12 protein-coding genes are annotated in these 14,576 nt (G+C 54.2%); 1 reads left to right on the forward strand and 11 read right to left on the reverse strand.

From position 1 onward, the window contains the following. Positions 1 to 15: 15 nt before the first annotated feature. The 6 genes from L1X57_RS17325 to kdpF are packed head-to-tail and all read right to left on the reverse strand — an operon-like array spanning position 16 to position 7,939. Positions 16 to 738, reverse strand: coding sequence for a response regulator (locus tag L1X57_RS17325; RefSeq protein ID WP_009723663.1), 723 nt, complete (start codon positions 736 to 738; stop codon positions 16 to 18). Beyond that, on the reverse strand, positions 728 to 3,412 hold the full coding sequence (locus L1X57_RS17330) for a sensor histidine kinase (RefSeq protein WP_009723664.1): 2,685 nt from the start codon (positions 3,410 to 3,412) through the stop codon (positions 728 to 730). Before L1X57_RS17330 ends, L1X57_RS17325 begins: the two co-directional genes overlap by 11 nt. A gap of 4 nt (positions 3,413 to 3,416) precedes the next feature. Beyond that, the gene (gene kdpC / locus L1X57_RS17335; protein ID WP_009723665.1) at positions 3,417 to 4,100 is read right to left on the reverse strand and encodes a potassium-transporting ATPase subunit KdpC; all 684 of its coding nucleotides are present in this window, start codon (positions 4,098 to 4,100) and stop codon (positions 3,417 to 3,419) included. Between the two features lie 10 nt (positions 4,101 to 4,110). Then, positions 4,111 to 6,147, reverse strand: a complete 2,037-nt coding sequence (kdpB, locus tag L1X57_RS17340; RefSeq protein WP_009723666.1) for a potassium-transporting ATPase subunit KdpB — start codon at positions 6,145 to 6,147, stop codon at positions 4,111 to 4,113. Positions 6,148 to 6,157: 10 nt separating this feature from the next. Continuing rightward, positions 6,158 to 7,849, reverse strand: a complete 1,692-nt coding sequence (gene kdpA, locus L1X57_RS17345; protein ID WP_009723667.1) for a potassium-transporting ATPase subunit KdpA — start codon at positions 7,847 to 7,849, stop codon at positions 6,158 to 6,160. A 9-nt stretch (positions 7,850 to 7,858) separates the two neighbouring features. Beyond that, positions 7,859 to 7,939, reverse strand: a complete 81-nt coding sequence (gene kdpF / locus L1X57_RS18905; protein ID WP_083003017.1) for a K(+)-transporting ATPase subunit F — start codon at positions 7,937 to 7,939, stop codon at positions 7,859 to 7,861. A 207-nt stretch (positions 7,940 to 8,146) separates the two neighbouring features. Here kdpF and trkA point away from each other — a divergent pair, with 207 nt between their 5' ends. After that, a complete protein-coding gene (gene trkA / locus L1X57_RS17350) occupies positions 8,147 to 9,520 on the forward strand; it encodes a Trk system potassium transporter TrkA (RefSeq protein ID WP_234667809.1) in 1,374 nt (457 codons plus the stop codon). A gap of 52 nt (positions 9,521 to 9,572) precedes the next feature. Here trkA and L1X57_RS17355 read toward each other — a convergent pair whose 3' ends face one another. The 5 genes from L1X57_RS17355 to L1X57_RS17375 all read right to left on the reverse strand — a co-directional run bounded on the left by L1X57_RS17355 (position 9,573) and on the right by L1X57_RS17375 (position 14,526). Beyond that, complete coding sequence (locus L1X57_RS17355) at positions 9,573 to 10,295, reverse strand: anti-sigma factor (protein ID WP_009723669.1); 723 nt, start codon at positions 10,293 to 10,295, stop codon at positions 9,573 to 9,575. Then, positions 10,292 to 10,873, reverse strand: coding sequence for a sigma-70 family RNA polymerase sigma factor (locus L1X57_RS17360; RefSeq protein ID WP_009723670.1), 582 nt, complete (start codon positions 10,871 to 10,873; stop codon positions 10,292 to 10,294). Before L1X57_RS17360 ends, L1X57_RS17355 begins: the two co-directional genes overlap by 4 nt. Before the next feature lie 186 nt (positions 10,874 to 11,059). Then, on the reverse strand, positions 11,060 to 11,584 hold the full coding sequence (locus L1X57_RS17365; protein ID WP_009723671.1) for a DUF3455 domain-containing protein: 525 nt from the start codon (positions 11,582 to 11,584) through the stop codon (positions 11,060 to 11,062). Between the two features lie 159 nt (positions 11,585 to 11,743). Further along, positions 11,744 to 12,859, reverse strand: a complete 1,116-nt coding sequence (gene ugpC / locus L1X57_RS17370; RefSeq protein WP_009723672.1) for a sn-glycerol-3-phosphate ABC transporter ATP-binding protein UgpC — start codon at positions 12,857 to 12,859, stop codon at positions 11,744 to 11,746. Continuing rightward, on the reverse strand, positions 12,847 to 14,526 hold the full coding sequence (locus L1X57_RS17375; protein WP_009723673.1) for an alpha-amylase family glycosyl hydrolase: 1,680 nt from the start codon (positions 14,524 to 14,526) through the stop codon (positions 12,847 to 12,849). Before L1X57_RS17375 ends, ugpC begins: the two co-directional genes overlap by 13 nt. Between the last annotated feature and the right edge of the window lie 50 nt (positions 14,527 to 14,576).

Consider the following 14,576-nt stretch of genomic DNA (forward strand, 5'->3'; position numbering starts at 1 on the left):
CTTGTTAGAGCGGCGCTACGTTCCAGGGCGCAGTGCGGCTTCTACCAATAATCGATACCCGACGCCTGCTTCTGTTTGAAGCAGGGTGGGGGTTTGTGGGTCATCCCCCAGTTTCTGCCTTAACCGGCTGATCACGATGCGCAGATAGTGCGTATCATCAACATGCGTTGGCCCCCAAATTTCTTTTAACAACTGAGTCTGTGTAACGACTCGCCCGGCGTAGCGGCACAGGCGCGCTAACACAGCGAACTCTTTTCGCGTTAAATGCACATCTTCTTGTTGTAGTGTGACACGCCTTAGTTCCAGATCAATCACTAACCCCTGACTGACATAGTAGCTTGATGTTTGCTCTCCCCTAGCTTTCTGGGCCAAGCGCAATACCGCCCTTATACGCGCTAGTAACTCTTGAATGCCAAAGGGCTTAGTAACGTAATCGTTGGCACCGTTATCCAACGAAAAGACTTTCTCTTCTTCCCGATCACGAACAGATACCACAATGACCGGCACGGTACTGTGTTCACGTATCCCCTGCAGTACTTCGTGGCCGTCCATATCAGGCAAGCCTAAATCGAGCAGCACGACGTCAGGGGCTTGGGTATACACCATGGCTAACGCTTGCTCGCCATTCTCTGCTTCCAATACTCCGTAGCCCTGAGAAGCTAAACTGATACGCAGAAAACGTCGAATCTGCTGCTCATCATCAACAATTAGAATGCGACCGCTGCCTTCACTCTTCATCACCCCTCCTGATATCTGCACCTAACAGTGGCAGCGTTATAATAATCGCGGTACCTCGTCCTCTTTCGCCGGTTTCAGCCATAATAGTGCCGCCATGGGCACCAATCATGCCACGACATATGGCTAAACCAAGGCCGCTGCCGTGGGCACTTCTATCACCGTCGCCACCACTGTAAAACATATCGAATACCTGCTCGCGCAACTCTGGAGAAATGCCCGGGCCTTGATCTTCAACAGTAATCACCAGCGTTGCGGGATCACCTTCGTTAAGGTGCGCCTTTATGCTCAATTCTCCGCCTGGTGGTGAAAAACGTTGGGCGTTATCCAAGACATTCACCAACGCTTGTTCTACCAGCGCAGGGTGGACATAAAGTAGCGGTAACGAAGGAGGCCAAGACTTGCGGACAACGACATGCTTAAGTGACTGACCCAAGCGCTTGAGCGCTGAGTTAATAACGTCGTCAAACGCTACCCAGTCTCGCTCAATTTTTAACGTGCCGTGCCCTAGTCGGGTCATATCCAACAAGTTTTGTATGTATCGATTAAGGCGCTCGCTTTCAGACAGGATGCCATCAAGCAGCTCACGCTGGTCGCTATCGCTTAGCTGCGGTTTGAGCTCGATCAGCGAACTGGCTGAGCCAATAATAGAGGAAAGTGGTGTACGTAGATCATGAGACACCGATGAGAGTAACGCAGAACGCAGACGTTCGTTCTCCTCGGAGACACGGGTTGTGTTCAGCTCTGCCACTAGCCGAGTGCGCTCTAGCGCCATACTAAGCTGACGCACCAGCGTATCCATTAACGACTCTCGTTCGTAGGTGAGCGCCTTTTGGCTTTCCGATAGTTTAAGCGCCAGCATCCCTACTTTTTCTCCCTGCACTGCCAGGGGTATTAAGCGCCAAGCCTGTTGACTCAGGGTGTCTGTGCCTTGACCACTGGGCTTTTGATGCTGCCAACTCCACACCGCAGCTTGCTTAGCGGCCATGTCTAAGCGCACCGAATCCGGCAGCGCATGAACAACCCGCACTTCATTCGCGCTTTCGGCGCTTTCAATAAATACCGTGGGCACCGCAAAGCACTGCACCAATGTATCAACGCCAATTTTTGCTGCACTGGCGCTGTCTGTCGCGGTTGATAGCTGTTCGGCATAACGCAACAAAAGCTGAGTCTGATCGCGGCTAGCACGCAGTGCAATTAAACGCCGACGTCCCCTGCCTGCAAGCTGCCCAACCACCACGGCAACGAGCAAGAAAAATACTGCCGTTAGCAACTGCCCACGCTCCACCATGGCAAAGGTGAGACGCGGCTCGGTAAAGAAGAAGTTAAATGCTAAAAAGCTCGCGATGGCGCTGAACATTGCCATCGCGGTACCCGCCCATACCGCACTGAACAGTACGGCCACTAAAAACACTAATGATAAGTTAGCTAGCTCAAGCCAGGGCTCCAGCATGACAGCCACCCCTAGGGATGCCATAACCGCCAAGCTAGCGGCCAGTAACTGGGGAGGATGCAGCTTCCAACCATGTTGCCATTGATTGGCGCGTTGTTTCAAAGCCCCTTTAGCCACTACAACAATATCGAATGCCTCGGCATGCGCCATCAAGCGTTGGGCCAATGGCCGTGACCATTTCCACCAGCGACGCTTCGCTTCGCGACCCACCACAATAGTGGTCGCATTAATTGAACGTGCATAGTTGAGAATCTCACTTAGCTGGCTATGCCCCTGTAAACGTATTGAATCGCCACCCAGCCGAGCGACCAGGCTGAAGACTTGTTCAACGGCCAGTTGCTGCTGTGGAGAAACAATTCCTTTATCAACATAAACCGCTCGCCATACCGCTAAGCGCCGCTCTGCCATCCGATGAGCCGCGCGAACCAGCGATACGTCGTCTTCACTTCCATTAATGACCACCAACAGATGCGGTCTCACCGGCCAGGGGCCTGCCCTGCCGCCAGCATCCATTGCCACCTTCACATCGGCATCTACGCGCTCGGCCATAGTTTGAATCGCCAGCTCACGCAGCGCGTTGAGATTGGATTCATTAAAGTAGCCTTCCATGGCGGCACGGGCTTGCTCGGGTATATAGACTTTGCCGCGCCTTAAGCGCTCAAGGAGCTCGTCAGGCGTTAAGTCAACAAGCGATACATCTCGGGCGCGCTCTAACAGCGCATCGGGCACCGTTTCACGCATGCGAATCCCAGTAATCCGCGCGACATCATCATTCAAACTTTCGAGATGCTGGACGTTAACGGTTGTCCACACGTCAATACCTGCATCTAGCAGCTCTTCAATATCCTGGTAACGACGCGGGTGCCGACTGCCGGGGATATTACGGTGGGCAAGTTCGTCCACCAGCAAAATAGTGGGGCGCCGCGCCAGGGCCGCGTCAATATCAAATTCATAGAAGGTTCGGCCATGGTGCTTTAAAGGCGCTAACGGAAGCCGTGCCACCCCATCACACAAGGCTTCGGTATCAGCGCGTCCGTGTGACTCCACCACGCCAATTACAATATCGTCACCTTCCTCTGCCCGTTCACGGGCGGTGCGAAGCATGGTGTATGTTTTACCGACACCGGGCGCGGCTCCCAGAAATACACGCAAACAGCCGCGCGCCTCTCGGCGCGCGGCTTTTAGCAATGTATTGGGATCGGGTCGCTGATCCGCTGAATACATTGGTTTACTCCATGGTGTCTGAAGCCGTCGGGGTGACGGGTGCTGGGGTTAATGGCGCTGCGGTGGTTGATGATACTGGAAAACGATCATCCAAACTGACATTCAGCCGCAACACATTCACCACCGGTGAGCCCAGCCAGCCTGTGTTTTCAAGTGCTTGATCAATTAGCGCCGTCACAGTAGCTTCGTCGATGCCGCGTGCTTGCGCTACTCTGGCAACCTGTAGCTCAGCCGCCTCTAGTGAGATATGCGGGTCGATACCTGACCCAGACGCGGTAATCAGATCAACTGGAATTTGATCGACACTTACGTTTTCACGTTGAGCAATGGCATTTGCATCTGCCTGGGCACGCTCGCGCAGCGATACGTTGCTCGGCGCCAAGTTAGATCCTGAGACATCACCTGCGTCATTGCCCGCCGCTGATGGGCGGCCAATAAAATACTCATCGCTGACAAACGTTTGGGACACCAGGCTTGACCCGACCACCCGACCTGAGACGTCTCGAACTAAACTACCTTGCGCCTGCTCGGGGAATAACCAGCCGCCCAGTGTTGTGGTAACCAACGGGTAAATCAGCCCCAGCAGAACTGCCATTACCACCATAAAGCGAAGTGCATTGCCCCAGGAAGCCTTTGCCTGCAGCACATCGTCATTCGCAGCGATCTGGCGTTTCATATCTACATTCATCACGTTTCTCCTAGATAAATAACGCAATCAGCATGTCGAGAAGCTTGATGGCGGGGAATGGCAGTAGCAGCCCACCCAGGCCATAAATCAGCAGATTTCGACGCAACAACTCCGTCGCCGATGCCGCCTTCACAGACACACCGCGCAAGGCAAAGGGAATCAATGCCGGAATGATTAACGCGTTGAATAGCACCGCTGCTAGCACCGCCGTGGTCGGCGAGTGCAAATTCATAACGTCGAGCACGCCAAGCGCAGGGAAGCTGGCGGCAAACAGCGCTGGCAAAATAACAAAGTATTTAGCCACATCATTCGCCAGCGAGAAAGTCGTCAGCGCGCCACGGGTAACCAGCAACTGCTTGCCAATTTCCACCGCACTAATCAGCTTGCCGGGGTCAGAGTCCAGATCCACCATATTGGCCGCTTCACGGGCTGCCTGGGTGCCTGAGTTCATTGCCAACCCTAGATCAGCTTGAGCAAGAGCGGGAGCATCGTTAGTACCGTCACCCACCATGGCAACCAAGCGACCACTGGCCTGCTCTTCGCGAATCAACGCTAGCTTGCGCTCTGGCGTGGCTTCAGCAATGTAGTCGTCCACGCCTGCCGTCGCGGCAATAGCCGACGCCGTAATCGGGTTGTCACCCGTGATCATTACGGTTTTGATACCCATGGCACGCAGTTCAGCAAACTTCTCCGCGATACCGCTTTTAATCACATCAGACAGCGCCACCACGCCCAAAATCTGTTTGCCTTCTGCCACCGCAATGGGGGTTGCGCCATCCCGTGAGATACGTGCAATGACCTGCTCGTAATCGCTGGGTATGTCACCGCCCTGGGCTTTTACCCATTCAGCGATAGCATTCGGTGCCCCCTTGCGCAGCTTTTTACCACTGGTCAGGTCAACGCCTGACAGACGTGTTTCAGCACTGAACGCTTCAAAAGTTGCACCATCGGCTTCTTTACTAAGCTGGACATCGACGCCTTGTTCAGTGGCTAGCTCAACAATTGAGCGCCCTTCCGGCGTAGGGTCTTCCAGTGACGTTAAAAACGCCACGTCACGGACTCGCTGGCGCGGAACCTGTTGGCAAGGAGCAAACTCCGTCGCACGGCGATCGCCAAGCGTTATCGTGCCGGTTTTGTCCAGTAGCAAGGTGTCGATGCTGCCAGCAATCTCGACGGCTTTACCTGATTTAGCCACCAAGTTAGCCCGCATAGCGCGCTCCATACCCGCAATACCGATAGCAGGCAAGAGGCCGCCAATAGTGGTGGGAATTAAACAGACCAGCAATGCCACAAGCATAACCGTGGAGGTTTCAACGCCCACGAAAGCCGCCATGGGTACCAACGTGACGACCACGATCAAAAACACCAGCGTTAGCATGGCCAAGAGTACCGATAGCGCCAGCTCGGAAGGTGTCTTCTGACGGTTGGCGCCTTCTACCAAGGCAATCATGCGATCTAACAACGATTCGCCAGGGTTAGCGCTGACTTCAATAATCAGATGATCCGACAGTACTTTGGTCCCGGCACTGACACCGCTGTTATCAGTGCCCGCTTCACGCAGTACGGGCGCAGATTCACCGGTGACAGCCGACTCATTGATCGAGGCAGCTCCTTCAACGATATCGCCATCGGCGGGAATCAGCTGTCCCGCCACAACCTTCACACGATCGCCTTTGCGGAGGGAGTCGGCCGTTACATTGCTAGTCGTACCATCAGCGTTCAGCTTAACCGCCTTCAGCTCTCCCTTGGTTTTACGCAGCGCCCCAGCGTGGGCTTTACCACGTGACTCTGCCAGCGACTCGGCACCCGTGGCGAACAGAACGGTGGCCAGCAACAACAACGCTATGGCCAATGCAAAGCCGCCGTTTTCTCCCTGGGCAAAAGCCATGGGCGTCAGCCCAAAGCACACGACGGTACCAATGGCGACCACGGCCATCACCGGGTTTCGCGCAAGTTGTTGAGGCGCAAGTCCTTTCACAGCCCCAGCGACGACCTGGCCAACGGGTAGCGGACGACGCGGCTGTTTAGCAAGCTCAGTATGTGACATCTCGTTTCTCCTAGAAGCCTTGCGTCACGGCTTCAGCAATCGGGCCAAGCACTAACGCCGGTAAGAAGCCCAGCAGGTTAACAATCACAATTACACCGGCGGTCAATCCCATAAATGCCGGGCTATCCATCGGCAAGGTGCCGCGTCCTGCGGGTGCAGTGCGCTTCGCTGCCAACCATCCGGCCACCGCTAATGGCACCAGCATGGGCAGGAATCGGCCGACCATCAGTGCAATAACACAGGCGAGATTCCACCAGGGCGTATCATCGCCAAGCCCTTCAAAACCAGAGCCGTTATTGGCAAATGCAGAGGTAAATTCGTAAAGCACTTGGGATAGGCCGTGGAAACCAGGGTTTGAGGTTCCAGCAGCGTTAGGCATCGCTACGGTAAGTGCAGAAAGACCAAGAATGACTAACGGCTGCGCCAGGATTGCTAGCGAGATCCAGCGCATTTCACGGGTTTCTAGCGGCTTACCAAACAGTTCTGGCGCTCGACCGACCATCAATGAGCCAACAAAAGCCGCCAACATCAGATAGAGAAAGAAACCGATAAGCCCAACACCTACGCCGCCAAAGGTGACGTTCACAAACATATCCATCAACACCATCATGCCGCCCATGGGATTGAAGCTGTCGTGCATGGCGTTAACTGAGCCGTTCGATGTTTGTGTCGTCCAACTGCCCCACAAAGCGGAAAGATCGGTGCCAAAACGCAGTTCTTTGCCTTCCAGATTAGCGCCGGGTTGAGAAAGCTCGACAAGAGCAGCATTCGGCATCCGTTCCGAAGAAACCACCACAGAGGTGGAAATCAGCGAAAACGTCAGCATCACAGCACCAATACCCATCATTAATCGGCGTCGGCCACTAATAAGTGCAATGGCAATCAGTAATGCGAAGGGAATGATCGTCAAGGAAGCAGTTTCAATCACATTGGCCAACGGCGTTGGGTTTTCAAGCGGAACGCTAGAATTTGGCCCATACCAGCCACCACCATTGGTTCCCAGCTGCTTGATCGCGACCATGGACGCAACCGGCCCTAAGGGTATCGACTGCACCTCTTCCACTTGCGAATCCAGCATTTCCACCTGATGCGCCGCTTGGTAGCTAGAAGGCACTCCTTGGGACGTCAGCAACAACGCCACCACTGCTGCCAGCGGCAACATGACGCGCACTACCGTGCGGGTCAGGTCATGATAATAATTGCCAACTCCTTTTAACGTTCCTGCTGGCCGAGCCACTAGTAAGGTACGTGCTATGGCGACCAGTACGGCAAGCCCCGTGGCAGGTGTTAAAAACTGCAGCGTTACAATGGCAAAGGTTTGGCTTAGGTGGGAAAGCTGCGCCTGGCCTGAGTAGTGCTGCTGGTTGGTATTGGTGGCAAACGATACCGCCGTATGGAGCGCTGTATCCCACTTCATGCCGGGTATGCCATCAGGGTTCAGGGGCAGCAAGCCCTGACACATAAACACCAACCATGCCAGTAGTATCAAGCCTACATGCAGCTTCAGAATGGCGAGTGCATAGACTTGCCACGTCATCACGCTTTGACTGTTAACGCCTGCTAATCGATAAATAGGCGTCTCTATCACTCTGAATAGCGTGTCGATTCGACTGGGCTGAGTACTTAGCGCGCGGGCAATGTATATCCCTAGTGGCACACCAAGTAATGCCACGATGGCATAAATGGCGATCATGTCGTTCATGGCAATCTCCTAAAAACGCTCGGGGCAAACTAGCGCGTAAAACAAGTACGCCGCAGTGCCGGTCGCGATTATCAACAGTGCAATATTCATCGATGTGCCTCCTTTGATTGGCACCTTGAGCTTAGAGATTGCCTGCGTAAAAAATCGATGGCGTTTAAGGCGTTAGCCGTCAAAAAGGTGTAAAAAAATGAGCTTTTGGCTCATTAATAGCGTTTCCTACCACTGCTTCACTCGACAGCTTCCCTATAGATAGGTGACTATCTTTGGTGACATGTCGCCAGAGTGATCTAATCACCGATGAAGATTATTATTTTGGGTGCCGGCCAAGTCGGTGCCACCCTGGCAGAGCACCTTGCCCGCGAAGAAAATGACATCACCGTTGTCGATACCGATGGTGCGAAACTGCGCGAACTGCACACCAAACTGGATATTCGCACCGTGACGGGCGCCGCTTCGTATCCCATTGTGCTACGTCAGGCGGGCTGCGAAGACGCCGATATGTTGATTGCGGTAACCAATACCGACGAAGTCAATATGATCGCCTGTCAAGTGGCGCATACGCTGTTTCGTACCCCTACCAAAATTGCCCGCGTACGCTCAACCGCCTACCTCACCCGTAAAGGCTTATTTGCCAACGAAGCAATTCCGATTGATGTATTGATTAGCCCCGAACAGGTGGTCACAGATCATGTGCGTCGCCTGATTGAGCATCCCGGCGCACTGCAGGTGTTGGAGTTTGCCGGTGGCGTGGTACAGCTGGTGGCGGTAAAAGCATTTTACGGTGGCCCACTGGTTGGACAGGATTTAGCCTTTTTAGCCAAGCACATGCCCAATGTGGAAACACGCGTGGCGGCGATTTACCGCCGCAACCGGCCGATTATTCCCCGTGGCGATACGGTGATTGAAGCTGATGACGAGGTGTTTTTCCTGGCGGCACGGCGCGATATCCGCGCGGTAATGAGCGAGCTACGCCGCGTTGAACGGGATTTTCGCCGGGTGGTCATTGCCGGTGGTGGCAATATCGGTGAACGCTTGGCCGAGCACCTCGAGCACAGCCATCAAGTTAAAATTATCGAGCACAGTTTAGAGCGCTGTACCGCGCTTTCCGAGCGGCTTGACCGCACAGTAGTGCTCCACGGCAGCGCCACCAGTAAGCGGCTGCTGGAAGAAGAGAACATTGAAGACTGCGATATCTTTTGTGCTCTGACCAACGACGACGAGGTGAATATTATGTCGTCGCTGCTGGCCAAACGCCTGGGAGCCAAGAAAGTACTAACGCTGATTAACAACGCTGCCTACGTGGACTTGGTTCAGGGGGGCGAAATCGATATCGCCATTTCACCCCAGCAAGCGACCATCGGTAGCCTGCTTACTCACGTCCGCCGGGGCGATATCGTCAATGTACACTCGCTACGCCGTGGCGCTGCAGAAGCCATTGAGGCTATCGCCCACGGCGACAAGCAGTCTTCCAAGGTCGTGGGACGCACCATTGCAGAGATCAACCTGCCTGAAGGCACCACCATCGGTGCCATTGTGCGGGGAAAAGAGGTCATCATTGGTCATGGGGATGTGATGGTCGAAAGCGGCGACCACGTCATTCTGTTTGTGATCGACAAGCGGCGCATTCGTGACGTGGAGCGGCTATTCCAAGTCGGTTTAACGTTCTTTTAAGCCACTCGGAACTAGCCTTTGATATCGTTACCGTCGTTAATAACGCTATGCGTTAAATCTCCACCGCGCGGCCAATAAACTCAATGGGGCCCGTCGGTAAACCGGTGGGCGAACCGGTGTCATCTTCTAGCGTGAGTTCAAAGAGTTGGTTATCTTCAAGCGGCGGTAACTGGTCTAAACGCAAACGCAGCGGTTGCCCTGGCTCTACTAGGCCAAGTGAAACCGGCGCTTGCCAGTCATCCGCCTTGGTCCAGAACTCCAGTGCTTTTCCTTCGGGCACTTCAAAAGTGCCCAACGGGATCAGTTGAATTTCCTGGCGGTTGGCGGCCTGCACGACCCACCCTGCTGATTGAGTTTGCGGCGCTAACAGCACCACCATATATTCCGGCGTTGTTGGTGCGCTAGTGACATTGGTCAACATCACCCCCATCGTCACCGCAGCAGCCAAACCAAGGCCGGTGGCGGCGCGCCAAAATGGCAGGCTATGCACCAAGCGTCGAGACGTTGGTACCGACCTGGGAACGCGCGCCGGTCTTTTCGATGCAGTTTGCATGCTGCGCTCTATGCGCGGCCATAAATAATCTGATGGGGTAACAGGATCAACGATCGCGGTGTAGGGGAAAAACTGCTCTTCCCAGGCAGCCACGATGGCTTGTAATTTGGAATCATTGGCTAAACGTGCTTCAAAGGCTTCTCGCTCAGCGATGGGTAACACCCCCAACACGTACTCCCCTGCAAGCGTATGAAGGTCATCGTTTTCGTTTGAACGTGTCATGACATACACTCCCGCAGGCGAAGCAAGCTTCGCTTAATCCAGGCTTTGACAGTGCCTAGCGGCGCGCCAGTGTGTGCAGAAATTTCGGCATGACTTAACCCATCCACGTAAGCATGTAACACACAGTTTCGACGCTCGGTTTCCAACTGCTGCAAGCACTCATCCATCTGCTGGCCAGTCTGCCAGTCAAAGGCCTCCGCCGTCGTCGATAATGACTGTTGGTAGGTGTCATCATCGGCTAGCTCGCCTGGGTCGTTGATATCCACCCTGATTTCTCGGCCGCGCTGGCGAATAGCATTTAATGCTAAGTGGCGGGCAATACTGAATATCCAGGTGCGGGCAGAGCCCCGCTCAGGGTCGAAACTATCGGCACGTTGCCAGATGTTCAGACAAGCATCGTGAACAATGTCTTCAGCCATACCGCGGTCTTTCACGATACGCATGACAACGCCAAGCAGTCGGGCACCCTCTTGACGATAAAGCTGCTTTAGCGCCGTTTGCTCACCGCGTGCGCAGCGGGCGAGTGCATCGGCATAATCGAAGTCGTTGGCTATCGTAGATACGCCTATATCAGACACATGCTAGCTCCCTGGTGACGCGCCGATATTATCCACCAATATATCGCCGATACGGTCATTGTCGCTCTTTTGGCTAGCATAGCGGCTAGAGACTCGCGAGACGAGCCTCTAGCCTTACTTAGATATGTTTCTTGAGAAAAGTTTTGCTTAACAAAGGTGTTACTAACAACTAAGCAATTAGAGAACTTAGTTAGCTGTCCAGAAAATATAGTCTGCTTGATAGGTTACAACTGCGGTGGCACCGTCGTGGGCGTCATCGCAGGCCACATCCGGTGCGACACCACCTTGAGTATTCAGGCGTTGGATATAGCTAACGCCAGTCATCGCTCCCTCACCTTCAGCAGGATTCGCTTCAACGAGCTGCAACGGAATATTGCCATCACCATTCGCGGCAGTTGCCAGCTGAGTGCCGGTTATTTTAGAGCCATCCAGTGCTTCCCAGGTAGCGGGCGGGCCATAATAGCTGCCAACCTGCATGCCTTCGCTATCATTAAGCGCCGCATGCGGGCCTTTAAATACCCAGCCCATAGCCCCGTCGTCTTTGGCTTCACACATGTAGGTAATTGCGCCAACGCCGACGGTTTCCAGAGCGATAGTATTGCCGTCTGGCACTTGAACGTCGGCAGGCGCCATATCGGCCAGCGCAACGTGACTGAAGGATGCAATCAAAGTAGCGGCGAGTGCTGCACGCGTAAGAGGTTGGATGGTCATTTCAGTCTCCTTGGGTTTTGTATCAACCACTGCAAAGTGTGGCTGTATAGGGGATACACACGAGGAGACGTTTTGGATGCACTCTTATTTAAAAAAATTAAAAAAAAGCGCCCCAAAAAAATTTGATGCGCTTTATTTCCATATAAATCAGCTTATTAATTATTGGCTAACGCCGTCTACTTCAACCTGCCGGGGGCAAGCATTGCCGCGCTGATCAAATAGGTGGCAGTGCTGACCCGCTAGCCCCAGCCTCGCCGTTTGGCCCTCTTCTAGGTGAGTCAAACCATCTAAACGCTGAGTTAGCGGAGCGTCGATACCTGCTACCTGCCAATGCGCCAGCGTTTCGTAACCCAACTTTTCCGCCACCATTAAGGTCGCACTCAGCGTGGCTTCTGCCTCCTCGGCTGCGACAAAATCTTCCGCCCGTAGCCCAAGCGTTGCGCTATCCCCTGGCTGAAGGTGCTTGCCATTGACCGCCACTGTCAGCGCGTCACCGCTATGCAGACGCACTACTGTTTGACGCTCGCCTGGGTCTACCACCGTGACGGTGAAAGTATTAATCCGCGGCGAGCCGATGAACTCAGCTACTTCAAGGGTTTTAGGGAAGTGGTAGAGCGAGAGCGGCGCGCCGACCTGGGCGATACGGCCACGTGAAAGCAGCACAATACGGTCAGCCAGAGTCATCGCTTCCACTTGGTCGTGGGTCACGTAGATCATGGTGGCATTCAAGCGCTTATGCAGTGCCGCAATCTGCACCCGCATATCCACCCGCAGCGCGGCATCCAGATTAGAGAGCGGCTCATCGAACAGAAACACCGCTGGCTCTTTTACCAAGGTTCGGCCAATAGCCACCCTCTGACGCTGGCCACCGGAAAGATCTTTAGGTTTGCGTTCAAGCAGCTCAGTTAAGTGCAGCATTTCAGCGGCATGCTGTACACGGTGACGAATCTCGGCTTTATCAGTACGCGCCAGCTTTAAGCCAAAGGCCATATTTTCCGCCACGCTCATGTGCGGGTAAAGTGCATAGGATTGGAACACCATACCGATATCCCGCTCTTGGGGCGGGATCTCATTGATCCGCTGACCATCAAGCTGCATATCGCCTTCGGTGATGTCTTCCAGGCCGGCAATCATTCGCAGCAAGGTGGATTTTCCGCAGCCAGAGGGGCCAACGAAGACCACAAACTCGCCATCTTCAATGGTGAGATCGATATCCCGAGAGATTTCAACGCCGTCAAAGGACTTACCGATGCCGCTAAGCGTTAAACGTCCCATGGTGCGTCCTCCTCGGTTTGTGAGCAATGGGCAATCGCCACGCCGTAAGGTGGTAGCATTAACTGGCCACCCTGCCACTCACCGTTTAGCCATGCTGGGGCGGCGTTGAGCGACTCCGCATTTTCTGGGGCTGAGCGAGTGACAGTTTGATTGCTAAAGTTCAGCGCAATCAGCAAGCGTGTTTGTTGATAAGTGCGCTCTAAACAGAGTACATCGTCACGCACGCAGTGATAGCGCACATTGCCTTTTACTAGCGCAGGCAGGGTACGGCGGAACGCCAAAAACTCGCGATAAGCATTGAGCAACGAACCGGCATCGTTATCTTGCTGGTCAACGGCGAGGCTGGCGTGAGAATCGGGCACTGGCAGCCAGGGCGCAACATCGCTAAAGCCAGCGTGTCGCACGTCGGCTTGCCAAGGATGTGGCGTTCGGCAGCCGTCGCGGCCTTTATAGGCAGGCCAGAAGGTAATGCCTGCAGGGTCTACCAACTGTTCAAACGTCAGTTCGGCCTCTGGCAAGCCCAATTCTTCACCTTGATAGAGACACACGCTGCCACGCTGGGTAAGCAGGAACACCATATAAAGCCGCAGCTTATCCAGCTGCCCTTCGGCCTGCCAGCGGGTGGCAAGGCGAGTAACATCGTGATTTCCCAGCGCCCAACAGGGCCAGCCATCGCCAATTCTAGCCTCCATTTCGGTGAGCGTTTCATGCAAATAACCAGGGTCGGCTTTATCGGTCAACAGATTAAAGGAGTAACACATGTGCAGGCGATTACCGCCTTGGGAGTATTCAGCCATCACGCCCAGGGCGTCGTCATCACCAACTTCACCAACGCTCGTCGAGCCAGGATACTCTTCCAGCAAGCTGCGCAGGCGCTCTAAAAACACCACGTTTTCCGGCTGAGTTTTATCGTACTGGTGTAACTGGTAGCCATAGGGATTGTCTGGGCGAACGCCTAAAAAGCTTTCAATGACTTCTTCGCGCGGGGGATTATCGTTAAGTTCACCGTGAGTGCAGAAGTTCACCGCATCAAGACGGAAACCGTCTACGCCCCGCTCCAGCCAAAAGCGTACTTCTTCCAACATGGCGTCCACCACGGCGGGAGTGCGGAAATTGAGATCCGGCTGACTGGCCAGGAAGTTATGCAGATAATACTGGCAACGGCGCGTATCCCACTGCCAAGCGCTGCCGCCAAACACCGACTGCCAATTAGTCGGCGGCGCACCATCAGGCTTGGGATCGGCCCAGACGTACCAGTCCGCTTTGGGGTTATCACGGCTTTGTCGGCTCTCTTCAAACCAAGCGTGCTGGTCAGAGGTATGCGACATCACCTGGTCGATGGTTACCTTCAACCCTCGCGCATGAGCGGCTTCTACCAGTCGATCAAAATCTTCCAAGGTGCCAAACATCGGATCGACGGCGCGATAGTTGCTGATATCGTAGCCGAAGTCTTTCATGGGAGAGGTGAAAAACGGCGACAGCCATATGGCATCGACGTTTAACGAGGCGATGTAATCAAGCTTGTCGATCACTCCTTTTAAGTCACCAATACCATCGCCACGGCTGTCTAGAAAGCTGCGCGGATAAATTTGGTAGATCACGGCCCCACGCCACCAGTCGGCGCCTTGGCTGCCAACGTAGTGAGGGGTAGAAGATGCCTGCATCATTATATTGTCCTTGTCGTTGCCTGTTGATTGGCATGATGCAGCGTTGATCG

Origin of the sequence: Halomonas sp. TD01 (assembly GCF_923868895.1) — a bacterium.
Taxonomy (GTDB): Bacteria; Pseudomonadota; Gammaproteobacteria; order Pseudomonadales; family Halomonadaceae; genus Vreelandella.

What these genes read in the sequence shown, in the direction of transcription:
- kdpB (WP_009723666.1), bottom strand. Translation starts at nt 6,147, where the DNA reads ATGTCACATACTGAGCTTGCTAAACAGCCGCGTCGTCCGCTACCCGTT.
- kdpA (WP_009723667.1), bottom strand. Translation starts at nt 7,849, where the DNA reads ATGAACGACATGATCGCCATTTATGCCATCGTGGCATTACTTGGTGTG.
- L1X57_RS17365 (WP_009723671.1), bottom strand. Translation starts at nt 11,584, where the DNA reads ATGACCATCCAACCTCTTACGCGTGCAGCACTCGCCGCTACTTTGATT.
- L1X57_RS17330 (WP_009723664.1), bottom strand. Translation starts at nt 3,412, where the DNA reads ATGTATTCAGCGGATCAGCGACCCGATCCCAATACATTGCTAAAAGCC.
- L1X57_RS17355 (WP_009723669.1), bottom strand. Translation starts at nt 10,295, where the DNA reads ATGACACGTTCAAACGAAAACGATGACCTTCATACGCTTGCAGGGGAG.
- kdpC (WP_009723665.1), bottom strand. Translation starts at nt 4,100, where the DNA reads ATGAATGTAGATATGAAACGCCAGATCGCTGCGAATGACGATGTGCTG.
- trkA (WP_234667809.1), top strand. Translation starts at nt 8,147, where the DNA reads ATGAAGATTATTATTTTGGGTGCCGGCCAAGTCGGTGCCACCCTGGCA.
- L1X57_RS17375 (WP_009723673.1), bottom strand. Translation starts at nt 14,526, where the DNA reads ATGATGCAGGCATCTTCTACCCCTCACTACGTTGGCAGCCAAGGCGCC.
- kdpF (WP_083003017.1), bottom strand. Translation starts at nt 7,939, where the DNA reads ATGAATATTGCACTGTTGATAATCGCGACCGGCACTGCGGCGTACTTG.
- ugpC (WP_009723672.1), bottom strand. Translation starts at nt 12,859, where the DNA reads ATGGGACGTTTAACGCTTAGCGGCATCGGTAAGTCCTTTGACGGCGTT.
- L1X57_RS17325 (WP_009723663.1), bottom strand. Translation starts at nt 738, where the DNA reads ATGAAGAGTGAAGGCAGCGGTCGCATTCTAATTGTTGATGATGAGCAG.